The organism is Snodgrassella sp. ESL0324, assembly GCF_013344955.1.
Taxonomy (GTDB): Bacteria; Pseudomonadota; Gammaproteobacteria; order Burkholderiales; family Neisseriaceae; genus Snodgrassella; species Snodgrassella alvi.
This window is the reverse complement of sequence record NZ_JAAEDS010000014.1, coordinates 86,789-104,000: the sequence shown is the minus strand read 5'-3', so window position 1 is coordinate 104,000 and position 17,212 is coordinate 86,789. Positions and strand designations below refer to the sequence as shown.

At 35.4% G+C, this 17,212-nt stretch carries 8 protein-coding genes; 5 read left to right on the top strand and 3 right to left on the bottom strand.

Features of this window, described 5'->3' with window-relative positions; translation table 11 throughout:
• Positions 1-366 precede the first annotated feature (366 nt).
• The 3 genes from GYY70_RS07565 to GYY70_RS07555 are packed head-to-tail and all read right to left on the bottom strand — an operon-like array spanning position 367 to position 5,313.
• Positions 367-1,686, bottom strand: coding sequence for a TolC family protein (locus GYY70_RS07565; protein ID WP_174831952.1), 1,320 nt, complete (start codon positions 1,684-1,686; stop codon positions 367-369).
• Complete coding sequence (locus GYY70_RS07560) at positions 1,686-3,113, bottom strand: HlyD family type I secretion periplasmic adaptor subunit (protein WP_174832182.1); 1,428 nt, start codon at positions 3,111-3,113, stop codon at positions 1,686-1,688. Before GYY70_RS07560 ends, GYY70_RS07565 begins: the two co-directional genes overlap by 1 nt.
• A 34-nt stretch (positions 3,114-3,147) precedes the next feature.
• A complete protein-coding gene (locus GYY70_RS07555; protein WP_174831951.1) occupies positions 3,148-5,313 on the bottom strand; it encodes a type I secretion system permease/ATPase in 2,166 nt (721 codons plus the stop codon).
• Positions 5,314-5,793: 480 nt separating this feature from the next.
• Between GYY70_RS07555 and GYY70_RS07550 the strand changes: the two genes are divergently transcribed.
• The 5 genes from GYY70_RS07550 to GYY70_RS12130 all read left to right on the top strand — a co-directional run bounded on the left by GYY70_RS07550 (position 5,794) and on the right by GYY70_RS12130 (position 16,978).
• Positions 5,794-7,971, top strand: coding sequence for a calcium-binding protein (locus GYY70_RS07550; RefSeq protein ID WP_174831950.1), 2,178 nt, complete (start codon positions 5,794-5,796; stop codon positions 7,969-7,971).
• Between the two features lie 273 nt (positions 7,972-8,244).
• Positions 8,245-9,234, top strand: a complete 990-nt coding sequence (locus GYY70_RS07545; protein WP_174831949.1) for a hypothetical protein — start codon at positions 8,245-8,247, stop codon at positions 9,232-9,234.
• Positions 9,235-9,318: 84 nt separating this feature from the next.
• Positions 9,319-9,540, top strand: a complete 222-nt coding sequence (locus tag GYY70_RS07540) for a hypothetical protein (protein WP_174831948.1) — start codon at positions 9,319-9,321, stop codon at positions 9,538-9,540.
• Positions 9,541-9,612: 72 nt separating this feature from the next.
• On the top strand, positions 9,613-10,599 hold the full coding sequence (locus tag GYY70_RS07535; RefSeq protein WP_174831947.1) for a hypothetical protein: 987 nt from the start codon (positions 9,613-9,615) through the stop codon (positions 10,597-10,599).
• 100 nt (positions 10,600-10,699) lie between these two features.
• Complete coding sequence (locus tag GYY70_RS12130; RefSeq protein ID WP_180214736.1) at positions 10,700-16,978, top strand: calcium-binding protein; 6,279 nt, start codon at positions 10,700-10,702, stop codon at positions 16,976-16,978.
• The last annotated feature ends 234 nt before the right edge of the window (positions 16,979-17,212 follow it).

Genomic DNA, 17,212 nt, shown 5'->3' with positions numbered 1-17,212 from the left:
TCTAAGCAAATGAGGAAATTATATTTATATTTACCATTTTGTAAAAAGTTACCATACCTGAAAATAGCTTTAGTGAATTTGAGATTTTTGCTTTATTTATAATCGAAAATAAAAGATTATCGCCTGTAAAGAATTGACTCAGCAGTTAACAGATAATTTAAATGATTGCGATTTTAATTCAATACATTAATTTTTAGGAAACGCTAGAAATTAAATAATATTTTTATTTAAATAAAAATTGATTTAACATAAAAATGAAAATTCAAATAAAGTAACAAATTTCTCTTAAGTAGCTATCAATTAAATATCAGAGAAATTGATAGCTACTTAATCTAAGGTACTTAATAAGATTAATTATAGAATTGCTTAATACAGCAATTTATGTAATTTTTTTTGTTCTGCGGGTTGAGTCAAAATCCCTGCGCTTTGCAGAAGCTGAATATACGTTGTTATATAACCATATTGTGCTTCGGCTAATTTTTGCTCAGCATCAGCCTTAGCCTGTAAAGCCTGTAATTCATCCAGATTACTGCGTATACCTACTTTACGACCTAATTGGGTAGCTTCTAGTTTTACAGAATTCGCTTTTAATAATTGTTGCTGTGCCTGAATCTGATAAAGATTGCCTAATGTAGTCTGATAAGCCTGATTAACATTAAGTTCAATTTTACGTTCAGTTGCAATTAATAAAAATTTATTTTGTTGCTCTTTTGCTGCTGCTTCTTTAATTTTACTGTGGATTAATCCACCAGTAAATAAAGGCATTGAAAGCTGGACTGTAACAATCCCACCTTTACTGCGAGTACCATGATCCAAACCATAAAATTGCTGAATCTGATGATTGTCCTGATAACCGCCATTAATCGTTAACTTCGGCCAGTTTTCTGCTTTAGCTGCGATATAAGCTTGTTTAGCATTTTCTAAAGCTAGCTTTTGCTGCTGCCATTCCGGATTATTTGTTTGTGCTGTATTTATCCAATCTGCTTTGCTTGTTTTGCCCAGTAAGTCGCCAAAATCTGTATGTCTTAAACGTTTAATTTTCTTCGGATCAAGGCCGGTGATATTAGCCAGATTATTTTGAGCTACCAGCAGATCGGTCATTGCACTAACTTTTTTTGCACGCGCTGCTTCATACCCAGCCTGAGCTTCGTTTGTATCCAAAATGGTGGCTGCACCTTTATTGAATAGAGCTTTGGACTGTCTGATTTGCATTGCATAGGCTTCTTTTTCTTTTTCAATTGAAACTAGTTTATCTTCAATGAGTAAGACCTGAAAATAAGCCTTAGCAACATTAAATAGCAAATCTTCTTTTACGTTCTCCAATTGCCAGTCAGCCATATTGGCGGTAATTTTACCTTGCTGGTATTGTGCCCATTTAGTTTTATCAAACAGAGCCTGACTTGCCTGAACATTCCAGCCATGAGTCTGGGTTGTACTTGATAGAGAGGGGGGCTGCTTCTGATAGATATAATTGCCATTTACCTGAGGGAGCAGAGCAGCACGTGTTTGTGCCAGTTGTTCTTTTTGAGCATCGCGTTCACTTTGAGCTGCTGAAAAATCTGCAGAATAGTTTATTGCAGCCTGCCAGGCATCAAATAAATCGAATGCCTGTACATGAGCAGAAATAACACTGTATCCAATACAAATACAGAAAGCTTTCCAAATAGTAAAAGTATATTTTTGCATCAGCGTTCTCGCATACTTTCATCAACTTTAGTTTGCAGCGGGCTTAACAAATAGGTGATAACGCGACGCTTCCCGGTTTTAATTTCTGCGGTTACATTCATACCGGCTGTTAAATTCACTTTTTTACCATCTATCATCAGATAATTTCTGTCCAGAACAATAGTAGCAGCAAAAACCAGCCCCAACTTTTCATCTTCAATTGCATCAAAGCTTACATTTTTCACTTTACCGGTCAGGTATCCGTAGCGAGTATAGGGGAATGACTCAATTTTAATAATGGCACTTTGTCCTGCTTTAACAAAACCAATATCTTTATTCGGAACAAGTGCTTCGATTTCCATCTGATCCTGATCCGGCACAATAACCATAATTTGCTGAGCAGCTGTAACCACACCACCTATAGTATGTGTGGCCAGTTGCTGTACCGTACCGTCGACAGGTGATTTCAATGTCATTAATTGTTTACGCTGTAACGCTTTATCAGTTGCTTCTGTTAGTTGTTGAATTTGTTCATTGGCCTGACGCAATTGATCGAGTGTATCGCGTCTAAGGGTATTAGTCTGTAACAGTCTGTTTTGCTCAGCTTCGCGTATGCTTTCCTGAATTTGACGAAGCTGACTACGCTGACTGGCTAAGTCATTTTTATTTTGAATAAACTTGCTTTCCTGCTCGTAATAAGCATGTTTGGATACAAAATTTTGTGCCAGTAAGTCCTTGTAATCAGCTGTACGACGTTGCTCAATGGCTGTAGTTTGTTCAAGTTTACTAACCTGTGACTGGGTTCCCTGTAACTGTGCCTGATGTTCGCGCAATACAGTCTGCAATTGGGCATCCTGAGTAAACCATGTTTGGAACTGATTTATTGCTAATGATTGTGCTTCCATAATCTGATCAGGAGTCAACTGCCATTTTGTTGCTAGTTCGTGATCCAGTACAGGAGGCTGATGTGTATCAACAGCACGAATCACCGCTTCCAGACGTAATTTATTTAAACGTGCGGCCTGCAGGGATTTTTCTGACTGAGCATAATCACTGTCAGAACCAATACCACTTAGCTGAACTAATACTTGTCCGCTTTTTACATGATCGCCATTTTTGACTGCAACTTTATCGACAACAGATGTTTCAAGCGGCTGGATAACTTTACTGCGTCCGCCCGGGGTGGTTTTACCCATTGCTACAGCAACAATATCCAGTTTGCCAATTAATGCCCATAATAGTGCCAGCACGGCAAACAGAATAATCAGTCTTGCTGTCCATTTAGGTGCGGCAGAAACAGGTGTTTCAGTTAATTCCAGATGTGCCGGTAAAAAAGCACGTTCGTCTTCATCTCGTTTAGGCGGATCCAATTGAAAGCGTACCGCCCAGACATTTTTCCAGACTGTGCTATATTGTTGTAAAAAATCTTTAAAAGCTTGAAAGCGAATGCCCATATCTTATTTTCTTATTTTAAATTTAATGTCAGCTGTTTTGCAGTTGATATAAATAGCGATAGTAACCATTTGGTTTTTCCAGTAACTCCTGATGAGTACCTTCTTCTACTATGCAGCCTTTATCCATGGCTATAATACGATTGGCCATACGGACTGTAGACAGACGATGTGCAATAATCAATACAGTACGTCCTTTACAGATAGCCTGCATATTTTTCATAATAGCTCGTTCGGATTCATAATCCAGAGCACTGGTTGCTTCATCAAGAATCAAAATACGCGGATTGCCTACCAGAGCCCGGGCAATTGCTACTCGTTGTCTTTGACCTCCTGAAAGGCCAGCGCCCTGTTCTCCAACTATAGTGTCATATCCTTCCGGCAACTCCATGATAAATTCATGTGCGCCGGCCATTTTAGCAGCATACATTACTCTTTCCAGCGGCATGCCCGGATCAGCAAGAGCAATATTGGCACGAATACTTTGATTAAGCAAAACGTTTTCCTGAAGCACCACACCTACCTGACGCCGTAACCAGGCCGGGTCAGCCAGCGCCAGATCATTACCATCAACTAAAACCCGCCCCCGCTCCGGTGTATATAAACGCTGTACCAGCTTGGTTAGAGTGGATTTACCTGAACCAGAACGCCCGACAATTCCCAGAATTTCTCCGGGCCGGATATTTAAACTCAGATCCCGTAATATTTCTGCACCATCAGGCCGGTAGCGAAAAGAAATTTTTTCAAATTCAATTCGTCCTTTAATATTGGGGAGAGCCATGCGCGAAGTTGGATTTTCCGTCGGAGTATTCAGAATATCTCCTAACCGTGATACCGATATTCCCACCTGCTGGAAATCCTGCCATAGCTGTGCCAGCCGGATAACAGGAGCCGCTACTTGTCCTGCAAGCATATTAAATGCAATTAACTGACCCACAGTCAGATCGCCCTTAATTACCAAATGCGCACCAAGCCATAATGTAACAACTGTAACCAGTTTTTGGATAAACTGTACACCTTGTTGTCCGATAGTAGCCAGCCGGGCAACACGAAAACCGGAATTGACATAAGCGGCGAGTTGCTGATCCCAGCGTCTGGTCATCTGTGGTTCAACGGCCATTGCTTTAATGGTACCGATAGCAGTGACTGATTCAACCAGAAAAGACTGATTATCGGCATTGCGGGCAAATTTTTCATTCAAACGAGCGCGTAAAATCGGGCTGATAGTTGCAGACCAGATAGCATAGCAGGGCAGTGAGATAACAACTACCAATGTTAGCCAGCCACTATAAAACCACATAACCAGCAAGAAGATAAAAGAAAAACATAAGTCCAGAACAGAAGTTAATGCCTGTCCTGTTAGGAAATTCCGGATTTGTTCCAGTTCACGCACCCGTGCAACGGTATCACCCACTCGGCGATGCTCAAAATAAGCCAGAGGCAGACTTAACAGATGTCTGAACAATCGTGCGCCTAATTCAACATCAATACGTGATGTGGTATGAGCAAATATATATGTACGTAATCCGCTAAGCACGACATCAAAAATAATGATCACCAGCAATGCAATAGTAATAACATCAAGTGTAGAAAAACTGCGGTGAACCAGAACTTTATCCATTACCACCTGAAAAAACATAGGTGTAACAAGTGCAAAAAGCTGAATAAAAACGGATACAACCAGTACTTCCAGAAAGATACGCCGGTATTTGATAACAGCCGGAATAAACCATGTGAAATCAAACTTAGCCAGTTGACCAAGTATTGATGCACGGGAAGTAACCAATATAAGCTGACCGGAATATCGCTGAGTAAATTCCTCTTTCGTAAGAATAACTGGTTTACCCTGTTCAAGATCCTGAATTAAATAGCGATCACCATCTATTCTAGCCAGAACAAAATGCTGTCCGTCATCCCGCCAAACAACTGCAGGCAAAGCCACAAGATGCAGACGTTCAACATTATGCTTTACCAGCCTAGCTTTTAATCCCAGTTCTTTGGCTGCCAGTAGCCATTGCTCACTGTTTAAATCCCCTTTTTCAGCATATTTATGGGTAATATCGGCAGGATTAACTGCCAGACCATGAAAATGAGCAATAAGTACCAGTGCAGTAACTGCAATATTGGGTTTTTGAAAACCATCTGATTTTTTTAAAGAATCAGGTTTTGAAGTCAGAGAATCAGGTGATAATGACATATGTATTAAAAATATCTTAATTTAAGATGACAAATTAACATAAATAATAACAAAAATATACTCAAAAGAAACAATATGATTTAATTGTTTAGTACTTAATTATATTGGATCAAATTTAATATATATATGAATAAAATTTATATTTATTTGACCTGATACTATATATTGTAAAATCTTGTTGATATTAATCTAGAATTTTAGTAGTCTGTTTTAAATCAGATTTTGTTTATCTTAATATAATATAAAAAAATAACTAAGTTCAGATAAAAATATTTTTAAAATACGAACTAGTATTTTAGTTCTTATTAATATAAAAAAATGATATTCAGATTATTTTATTTAAGAAGTTAAATGTAGAGTTGTATTTATTGTTTTGTTTATAAAGTAAAGGGGGGATTTTATATAAATAGAAATTAATTATTAGAATGCAAATATTAAATTTAACTTTTGTATTAATTTTTTTAATTAAGGATTAGCTATATGAATGCGTTAATAAAAGAATACCAATATCAGAATACGAGCTCAATATTTTCAGATAATGTGAACCTAATTGAAGGAAGTGATAAAGATGATGTTTTATCAGGAACAAGTCAGGATGATACTCTAATAGGAGGTTCAGGGAATGATAAGCTATACGGAGGTGCAGGTAACGACACTTACGTTTTTGCTAAAGGACATGGTAAAGATCTGATAAGTGACGAGGCAGGTGAAGCGGATACAATTCAGTTTTTAGATGTCAATTTTGAAGAAGTGAAATTCAGGAAAAAAGACAATACACTGTTTATTTATGGTTATAACGAAGAAGATTCAGTTGAAATACGAGATTTCTTTAATTCTATTGGTAAGTATGCGATAGAAAATTTTGTATTCAAAGATAAGACAATTACGCTGGAGCAGTTGCAAAAAGAAGGCATGGAACTGTACGGAACATCAGGAAATGACAATATCAATATATCAAAAGGCAGAGGAATACTGCATGGCGGAGATGGTAATGATACTCTTAGAGCCAGTCAATATGATATTGCAAATGACATACTGGATGGTGGTGCAGGAGATGATACATTATGGGGATATAAAGGAGATGACATCCTGATAGGAGGTGGAGGAAATGATAATTTATATGGAGGAGAGGGTAACGACACTTATGTTTTTGCTAAAGGACATGGTAAAGATCTGATAAGTGACGAGGGAGGTGAAGCAGATACGATTCAGTTTTTAGATGTCAATTTTGAAGAAGTGAAATTCAGGAAAAAAGACAATACACTGTTTATTTATGGTTATAACGAAGAAGATTCAGTTGAAATACGAGATTTCTTTATTGGCTGGGGAAATCATTCAATAGAGAATTTTATCTTTAAAGATAGAACAGTTACGTTAGAACAGCTTCAGAAGGAAGGCATGGAACTGTACGGAACATCAGGAAATGACAATATCAATATATCAAAAGGCAGAGGAATACTGCATGGCGGAGATGGCGATGATTTGCTCCAAGGCAGTACATTGGATATTGCGAATGACATACTTGATGGTGGGGATGGTAATGATACCCTTTATGGATATAAAGGAGATGATACTCTGATAGGAGGTGCTGGAAATGATTGGCTATATGGCGGAGAGGGTAACGACACTTATGTTTTTGCTAAAGGACATGGTAAAGATATTATAAGTGACGAGGCAGGTGAAGCAGATACGATTCAGTTTTTAGATGTCAATTTTGAAGAAGTAAAATTCAGGAAAAAAGACAATACACTATTTATTTATGGTTATAACGAAGGAGATTCAGTTGAAATACGAGATTTCTTTTATCCGCATGGAGGGCATGCGATAGAAAATTTTGTATTCAAAGATAAGACAATTACGCTGGAGCAGTTTCAGAAAAAAGGAATGGTGATACACGGTACTGCTGACAAAGATGAAATTTGGCTTGATACAGGCAGAGCAATATTATTTGGAGAAGATGGAGATGATATTCTCAGTGGCGGAAAATATAATGATGTTTTAGTTGGTGGTAACGGAAATGACATTTTACAAGCTTATGGAGGAGATAATACATTAATAGGAGGAACAGGTAATGATAAATTAAGAGCAGATGATGGAAAAAATATATTTGTGGGCGGAGCTGGTGATGATTATCTTTCCGGCGGAGGTGGTGATGACATATATATTTTTTCAAAAGGACATGGAAATGATTTTATCTGGGATGGAAATGTATTATTACAACATAATAGTACAGAAGATACTATAATATTTACAGATGTGAATATGAATGAAGTTATATTTAGAAAAAAAGGAAATTCATTATTTCTTCTAGGTTATAATCAGGGTGATTCCATTGAAATAAGAGATTGTCTTTCTAAAGGTGTTGGAAATTGGGCTGGAGTTGAGAAGTTTGTTTTTAAAAATCAATTAATTACATTATCAGAAATTTTTGCTAGTTTTGAACGAAATGGAAATAAAGATGGTGATTACTATTTTTATACTGAAAATAATGTAAATCATAATGACATAACCGGTCATCCTCAGGTCACACAACAAGTTCAACAGCTTGTTAATGCAATGGCAGGATTAAATACAAATGCAATAGATGATGTGCAAATGTGTGAATTATTAGAACAAAACAGATTACTGGGTAATATTGCAACCAGTTTTGACAAATAATTGAAATTTAATTATTAAAGTCTGTGTAAAATAACCTGTGATTAATATTAATCACAGGTTTATAATATATTTGACAAAGATATTGGTATAAAATAAAAGCCTGATATTAATTATAAAAATTTTGAAAAATATAAATCCAATATCTTATTAAAAATTATTTTATATATAGCAAATATAAAAATTATACTCGGGTAAATATTAATTTTGAATATTTTATTAAATGGTTTATTATTTGCTTATTTAAAAAATTTTTTCTAAAGGGATATATTAGCAATGTTTGAACTTATGTTGGCCTGGATTCTGATTGGTATAATCTTAATCATTTTAATATTACTATATTGTCTAGTAAGGATAATAGGTAAAGTACAGATTATTGCAAAAAATAATCCCAAAAAAACAAAATATATAGTAATAGTTTTATCCATGATATTAATTATTGCAGGAGGATTTAAAATAAAAAAGCTATATTATGAAAGACCTCCCTATCGCTTCTGGTATGAATTATTAGAAAAAAATTCTAAACCTTTTTACATTTCACAAAACAAGTTTGAGGAAAAGAATAGAGAAGGATACTGCTGGCGAGACAGGACCTATTACACCAAAAAAGAGCTTTGGCACAAAGCAATGAAAAGCCTGATAGGAAAAATCATATATGAAAATAAATTATATTGGGAAAATAAGATAAAGAATATGGATGGTCAGTTTTTACTTACTTATCGTCAATGTACCAGCTCGGATAATTGCAGAGTATGGCAAGTACCAGTTGATCTAACAAATCAGAAGCTTAATAATTATATAGATGTTCAAGATAATTATTTGGATAATATTAATGAACTTATTAAATTACCAAAAGTACAGACTTTTATATATGACTCAGATAAAAATTATATTAATTATAATTTTGGATTAGAAAAATTTATTTTAATACACCGAAAAACAAGTGAAGATTCTATTGAATTATTTGGGAGTGATTGTTGTACAGTATATAATAAATCTGAATGGCAATTAATGAAGAAAAGAAAAAATTATGTCTTAGCATATAAAGAATCGATTTTTGATACTTTTGTAGAAGAATCAAAAATTCCTCCAGATGAAGATGTAAATTCATTGGGAGTAGGTAATTATTATTTTGGTATAGATAGTTTTTTACCAAAAAACAAAACAAACTATTATCCGATAGATTATCCGTATGAAGTATTTTATTTAAATAATTGTGGCGATATTTTATATAAACCATATTTCTATAAAATAAATAAAATGTAATTATATGACAAATGTGATATATTTTGTAAAGCTTATTAATAATAGGTTTTATTAATCTAAAGTTATGTATGAAAGTATAAATATATGGCTTATAAATTAGAAAATGGGAAAGATTTAGTTAGTGTAGATGAGATTCTCGCCAGATATTTATGGAATCAGAAAACAGCACCGTCACCTTTGGAACTAGTTGATGATAAGTGGATACAATATGCAAATACTGAGGGAGACGCCTTGATGATCGAGGCACAGGAATATATGACGCATGGTGGTCGACGATTTGTATCGGCAGCTGATTTTGAGTTGTAAATAGTTTTTATAAGTAATAGTTCTTTCAGTTTAAACAGATGAAATGCTTATGTACAGGGAGGATGTAAAGGTATGTTTTTGATATTTTTTGGAATTATCACAATCTATTTTGTCTTACCCTTACTTAGTGTATGGATTTTCGTTAAAGTAATTTCTTTAGCAAAAGCACACCCAAAACCGGCAAAATATACATTAATAACTATGTTCATTATATTGATGGTAGCAGGTGGCTTAAAAATACGAGATATATATTATGAAAAATCGCCGTATTACTTCTGGAATGAATTAATGCGGAAAAATCCTAAACCATTTAATGTATCACAAGAAGAGTTTGAGGCTAAGAACATGGCTGGGTATTGCTGGCGGGATAAGAAATATTATAGCAAGGAAGAGCTATGGCATAAGGCGATGAAAAGTTTAACTGGTCGAATGATATATGAAAATAAATTTTATTGGGATAATAAAGTAACTAATGTCGATGGCGAATTTTTACCAACTGCAGCAGATTGTAGACGTTCTCAGGGTTGTAGGGTGTTCAAGATTCCAATGAATCCAGATAAAGAAAAATTTCTAAAAGATGATATTGCAAATGAAGATGATTTTGGGAGAGTACTTGATATATTAATTAAACATAATGAAGCGGAAAGCTTTATATTTGCGTCGGATAAAAATTATATTAATGATGATTTTAAGTTAAAAAACTATATTTTGATACATAAATTAGATAATCCAAATTATCTTTCTGTCTATGATAGTAATAGCTGCTGTACTGTTTTAAATAAATCAGAGTGGTCATTGATGAGAAAAAACTATATTTTAAAATATATCGGAATGGAAACAGCAGTATTTACGGGAAAATCTAAAATTCCCATTGATATTGACCTTAACTCTTGGGGTGTAGGTAATTTTTATTTGAGTGTTACATATTCTGATTCAATAACTGTGCCAGAATTTGTAGCTAAAGATAAAAGTAAAAGTTTTAAGGATACCAGAAAAGTTTATTTGTTAAATAATTGTGGCGATGTTTTATATAGACCAAATTATTGGTGGCGCAGGTAATTTACAATAAATTACTGATAACAACTTTAATTTTTTTTATTAATATAAGTTTTAATTTGTTTAATCTGTGGCCTTAAATATTAAATGAAAGGGTAATAACATGGCTTATGACGTGAATGCAGGTGAAGATTTAGTGAGAGTAGATGAGATTCTCGCCAGATATTTATGGAATCAGGAAACAGCACCGTCACCTTCGGAACTAGTTGATGATAAGTGGATACGAAATGCGAGTGCTAAGGGGGACGCCTTGATGATCGATGCACAGGAATATATGACGCATGGTGGTGGACGATTTGTATCGGCAGCTAATTTTGAGTTTTTTAAAAATTTCTTTTCTTCAGAGTTTTCGGCTGGCAGTTATGATTTTATTTCCATGTGGAATATATTAAAAGCGGACGACCCTCTTAGCCCAGAAATAAGCAATGATAAAAAGATAAAGAAGTTTACAAAATCTATTAGTCAATATACTACTGGTATTGGGTCTAGTGATTACTTAACTCGTGCCTTTATTTTTGGTTCAACAGGTTTTACTATTGATTTTGATTCAATAAAATTTGTGGTTAAAGCGGATGGCACAAAGGAAATTCAAGGGTTAAAAATAATTCCATGTGAAGATAATTTTGATTTTGATTCTATAAACGGGGTTGCTAATTACTTAAATGAAGATTTTAAAGAAGTGATCGATCCATTTGGAATAGGCAGAACGGTACCGATTAAATTTACAGGAGATGTGTCCGCCGTTACTGTGACAGATAAAGATTTTGCTCAATTGAAGAAAACTAAATTAGAGCAAGAAGGTATCGATAAAGTTGGTCTTCTAACAACACCAGCTTATTTAGCTGTAATTTGGAAACTAATCAAAGAATCTCCATCAATTAATTATATAGACTCTTACGGCAGAAAAGTGATTTATGATGGTAAAGGTAGATTTAATAAAGGTTCTCTAAAAGCAAAATCAGCAGGTTTATTGGAAATATTTTCCGATGATCCCGATTCAGTATTGATTGGTGGTGGTGGTGAAGATATTTTACAAGGTGGTAATGGTGATGATCTGTTAATAGGGTCGAGTTCTTATTCCGTTGAAAAAGATATACTTATGGGTGGCGAAGGCTATGATACTTATATTGCTGACAAAATGGATGTGATTGAAGATTCTGATGGTGAGGGAGCCATATTTAATGTAGATCGAAGTATTTCAGTTACTAATAAATATATATTAAACGGAGGTTTTCATTATAAGAATGATCCTGAGAATACTTATTATGGCCATGGGAATAAATATTACTGGGGTGGTAAAGATTTAATAATTAATGATGGATTAACAGTTAAAAATTTTAAAAATGGAGATTTAAATATCCGGCTGAGAGAAAAAGATGATACTCGGCCGGATTTCAAGGATGCGGAGGATATCAGATCACCTATTATCATTGATATGAATGGAGATGGTGTAAAAACTACTGCACAAGGTAAGCATACATATTTTGATCATGATGGAAATAGTTTTGCAGAGAATACTGGCTGGGTTGATAGTAATGATGCACTACTGGTTTTAGACCGTAATCAAAACGGATTGATTGATGACGGAAAAGAGTTATTTGGCAGTAATACTTTATTATCTTCCGGTAAAAAAGCACAAAATGGATTCGAAGCTCTGGCTGAATTTGATGAGAATCGAGATGGTGTAATTGATGCTGCTGATTCAGTGTGGTCGAGATTACAATTATGGCAAGATAAAAATCAGAATGGTTTAGTTGATGAGGGAGAATTATTGTCGCTGAGTAATACTCAGATTACAGCTATAGGACTTAATTATCTGAAAGGTGATAAAAAAGATGAGAATGGTCATGAGCACAGAGAAACATCTCAAGTTACCTGGGCAGACGGGCATCAGACAGATGCAACAGATGTATGGTTTAAGGTAGATAAAGGAGATACTTTTAATACTGATAACTTGGCAATTGATAAAGATATAGCGAAATTACCTTATATACAAGGCTTTGGTAATGTATCAGATCTGCATACTGCTATGCAGAAAGATGCTGTTCTAAAGGAAATGGTTAAAGCTTATCTGACAGCTGATACTAAAACACGTGAATCATTACTGAACAATTTGATTTATAGATGGACTGGTTCTGAACAGATTGATCCTGTAAGTCGAGGAAAATATATTGATGACGCACGGAAGTTGGTAACTTTAGAAAATCTAACCGGCTCAGATTTTTTAGGTACTTGGTGCTGGGGAGAAATTGATTCAGATCCTCATTCAAAAGCAGCACCTATACTTATTAAGGAGTTTAATAAATTTGCAGAATATGTTTCTGCCAGTTTATTGGCTGAAGGAGTATATAAAGAGCTATTTTTCCCAATTATTCTGGCGCAGTGGAATGCTGAACAGCAAAAAATCGAATATGATTACTCTAAGCTAAATCAAGAGCTTGTAAAATTAGTTGAAAATAATCAGCTGGACGAAGCTAGAGAGTTGATGCAAATTGATAAAAATCTGGGGAAATATAATAGTGCAGCGCGGGAAAGGCAGCAAGCCAATCTATTGAAAGTAGCTCGTGATAATGGATTAATAGCTCAACTTTATGGTGAGATAGATAATATTTTTATTAGTTCTAATGGAAATGATAGCTTTAATGGAAACGAATGGCAGAAAGATCGCTATCTGTTTCGCTCAGGCCATGGGCAGGATGTAATAAAAGATTTTGGATATGTCCATGAAAAAAATAAGCGCAATGATTTATGCTTTGAAGGAGCGAAGCTGGCAGATACACAGTTTGTACGTTCGGGCAATGATTTAATTATAAAAGCGTATGGAACGAATGACTCAGTAACCTTATTGGGTTATTTTAATAGTAGCTATAATCGTGCATTTAATTTTGTATTTGATAATGAAACGATTACTTATGAAGAGTTGATGAGTCGATACACTTTTACTTATAGTGGAGATGATGGAGACAATGAGATTCCCGGCTGTGATGGAAAAGACATTTTGAGCGGAGGAGCGGGCAATGATACTTTATGGGGAGAAGCTGGCGATGATATTTTGGATGGAGGCGAAGGCAATGATATCCTGAAAGGAGGAGAAGGTTGCGATATTCTGATAGGGGGTACAGGCAATGATATTCTGGAAGGAGGAGCAGGTTACGATATTCTGATAGGAGGTACAGGCAATGATATCCTGAATGGAGGAGATGGGCATAAAGACCGTTATGAATTTGAGGCAGGTCATGGTCAGGATGTAGTTAAGGATGATGGTAGAGATTCTAAAGACTATCTAAATGCTCGTAATGAATTGGTATTTAAAGGAGCGAAACTGGCAGACGCAGAATTTATCCGCTTTGGAACAGACCTGATTATTAAAGCGTATGGTTCAACAGATTCTGTGACTCTCTTAGGATATTTCAGCGATAGTTATTACAGCAGATCGTTTAATTTTATATTTGATGATCAGAGCGTTACTCCCTATATAGACCCCATCTGGGGCAAAGGCAGTGATGATATTCTGACTGGTGGAGATGGTGATGATATGCTGAATGGATTAAATGGTGATGATATTCTGAATGGAGGAGCTGGTGATGATATTCTGAATGGAGGGAATGGTAATGACATTTTAAATGGAGGCGTTGGCGATGATATTCTGAACGGAGGAGCTGGTGATGATATTCTGAATGGTGGCACTGGAAATGACTTTCTGAATGGAGGTGATGGGGGTAAAGATCGTTATGAGTTTGAGACTGGGCATGGCCAAGATGTGATTAATGATCATATTTATGATTCACGTGGTTTTCCTGTGTATGGAACTAATGATGTAGTATTTAAAGGAGCCAAACTGGCAGACGCAGAATTTATGCGCTCAGGGAACAGTCTAGTTGTTCGAGCGTATAAATCAGCAGATTCGGTAACTTTGTTGGATTATTTCAAATATGATAATTATTCGGCTTTTATCTTTATATTTGATGATCAGAGTATTTCTTATGATAATCTTATAAAAGACTATATTTTCACTCAGAATGGAGACGGAAAAGACAACGTTATTTTTGGCTGGAAAGGAACTGATATTCTAAATGGGGGGATGGGCAATGACACTCTAAGGGGAGAAGATGGTAATGATATTCTGAATGGAGGCGAAGGAGATGATATTCTGGAAGGAGGAGAAGGTTACGATATTCTGATAGGGGGTACAGGCAATGATATCCTGAAAGGAGGAAATTGGCGTAAAGACCGGTATGAATTTGAGGCGGGGCATGGTCAAGATGTAATCAATGATTTGGCCTATGACAATTATCCTGAATACCATAATGATTTAGTATTTAAGGGAGCTAGTTCGGCAGATGCAAAATTTTTGCGATATGGAGATGATCTGGCTATTCAGGCGTATGGATCAGCAGATTCAGTGACCTTACCTGATTACTTCAACTATAAAGACCCTTATAGCTTCAGCAGAGCATTTAACTTTATATTTGATGATCAAACTACCTTTTATAAAGATATCGGGAAGCACTTTACGATTAATCAGAGCGGGGATGAGAAAGACAATGAGATTATCGGCTGGGATGGAAAGGATTTGCTTAACGGAGGAGCGGGTAATGATACTTTATGGGGAGGAGTTGGCGATGATATTTTAAATGGAGATGAAGGTAACGATATTCTGAACGGAGGAGCTGGCAATGATATTTTAAATGGAGGCGAAGGCAATGATACTTTAAATGGAGGGTACGACAACGATATTCTGAATGGAGGAGCTGGCGATGATATTCTGAATGGGGATAATGATAATGACATTTTAAATGGAGGATCTGGCGATGATATTTTGAACGGGGGAGAAGGCTATGATATTTTAAATGGTGGCGCAGGCAACGATATTTTGAATGGTGGCAATGGGCACAAAGACCGTTATGAGTTTGAAGCGGGGCATGGTCAAGATGTAATCAATGATAGAGGTGATGTCAATTATCCTGAAAACTATAATGATTTAGTATTTAAGGGAGCCAGTTTGGCACATGCAAAATTTTTGCGATATGAAAGTGATCTGGTTATTCAGGCATATGGATCAGCAGATTCAGTGACTCTACCTGATTACTTCAGATACAACGACAGAATGGTATTTAACTTTATATTTGATGATAAAGTCATTACTTGGGAAGATATCTGTTACTTTTCGTTTTATCAGAGCGGAGATGAGAAAGACAATGAGATTAGTGGCTGGGAAGGAAATGACATTTTGAGCGGAGGAGCGGGTAATGATACTTTATGGGGAGGATATGGTAATGATATTTTGGAAGGAGGCGAAGGCAATGATATTTTGGAAGGAGGCGAAGGTTACGATATTCTGATAGGGGGTACAGGCAATGATATCCTGAATGGAGGAGATTGGCATAAAGACCGTTATGAGTTTGAAGCAGGTCATGGTCAGGATGTGATTAATGATAAAGGTAGTGGTTATGAATTCACAAAATATGAGCGAAATGATGTTGTCTTTAAAGGTGCCAAGCTGGCAGATGCAAAATTTATTCGCTCTGGAACCGATCTGGTTATTCAGGCGTATGGATCAGCAGATTCAGTGACTCTACCTGATTACTTCAACTCTACATACTATAAAAACGATAGTAGAGGATTTAACTTTATATTTGATGATCAAGCCATTACTTTGGAAAATATCAAAAAAGATTATGCCTTTATCCTGAGCGGGGATGAAAAGGATAATATTATTTCAGGCTGGCAAGGAAACGATATTCTTATCGGAGGTGCAGGAGATGATGTTCTAAAAGGTGGTTCTGGTAATGATATTCTGAATGGCGGTGTCGGTAATGATATTCTCAACGGCGGTGATTTTGATAAAGACCGTTATGAATTTGAAGCCGGTCATGGTCAGGATGTGGTGAATGATTTAGGCTATATGGATAAAAAAAATAAAGATCAGCGTAATGATTTGGTGTTTAAAGGTGCTAGTCTGGCCGATGCTGAATTTATCCGTTATGGTAATGATTTAGTCATTTATGCATATGGATCAGCAGATTCAGTGACCTTACCTGATTATTTTGATACTAAAAATAAAAATAGCCGGGCTTTTAATTTTGTGTTTGAAGATAAAAGCGTCACCTATGAAGATATGAAGAAAAATCGTTCCTTTGGTGTAACTAAAGCTAAAAATGGAAATGATATTGTTAATCTACGGAATATTGCTTCCAGTGATTTGGCAGATAACACACCAGTTAAAGGTAAATTTGTTTCTAATAATAGTAATGATCCTTCAGCACAGATTCAGAATTTACTTTCAGCCATGGCAGGATTTACTCCCGCTATTGATGATAGATTAAATTCGGTGGAGCCGATACAGCAATCTATGCATTTAACAAGTCCCCATGCTTATTGAATAAATTGGTTTATTCATTAAATAAGTCTAGGTAATAAAATACCCGTAATTACTGATTACGGGTATTTTTTATTGTGCATGAAATTATCTGTGGAAAATTTAGAATAAAGATAAATGTTAATTTAATGCAGAATTTGAAGGTTTAAAATAAGTCGATGATCGATGAATAGTCATTGAAGAAGTTTAGGTAATTAATATTATCAATTTTAAATATTAAAATATTTTGATACATTT

What these genes read in the sequence shown, in the direction of transcription:
- GYY70_RS07540 (WP_174831948.1), top strand. Translation starts at nt 9,319, where the DNA reads ATGGCTTATAAATTAGAAAATGGGAAAGATTTAGTTAGTGTAGATGAG.
- GYY70_RS07565 (WP_174831952.1), bottom strand. Translation starts at nt 1,686, where the DNA reads ATGCAAAAATATACTTTTACTATTTGGAAAGCTTTCTGTATTTGTATT.
- GYY70_RS12130 (WP_180214736.1), top strand. Translation starts at nt 10,700, where the DNA reads ATGGCTTATGACGTGAATGCAGGTGAAGATTTAGTGAGAGTAGATGAG.
- GYY70_RS07555 (WP_174831951.1), bottom strand. Translation starts at nt 5,313, where the DNA reads ATGTCATTATCACCTGATTCTCTGACTTCAAAACCTGATTCTTTAAAA.
- GYY70_RS07545 (WP_174831949.1), top strand. Translation starts at nt 8,245, where the DNA reads ATGTTTGAACTTATGTTGGCCTGGATTCTGATTGGTATAATCTTAATC.
- GYY70_RS07550 (WP_174831950.1), top strand. Translation starts at nt 5,794, where the DNA reads ATGAATGCGTTAATAAAAGAATACCAATATCAGAATACGAGCTCAATA.
- GYY70_RS07535 (WP_174831947.1), top strand. Translation starts at nt 9,613, where the DNA reads ATGTTTTTGATATTTTTTGGAATTATCACAATCTATTTTGTCTTACCC.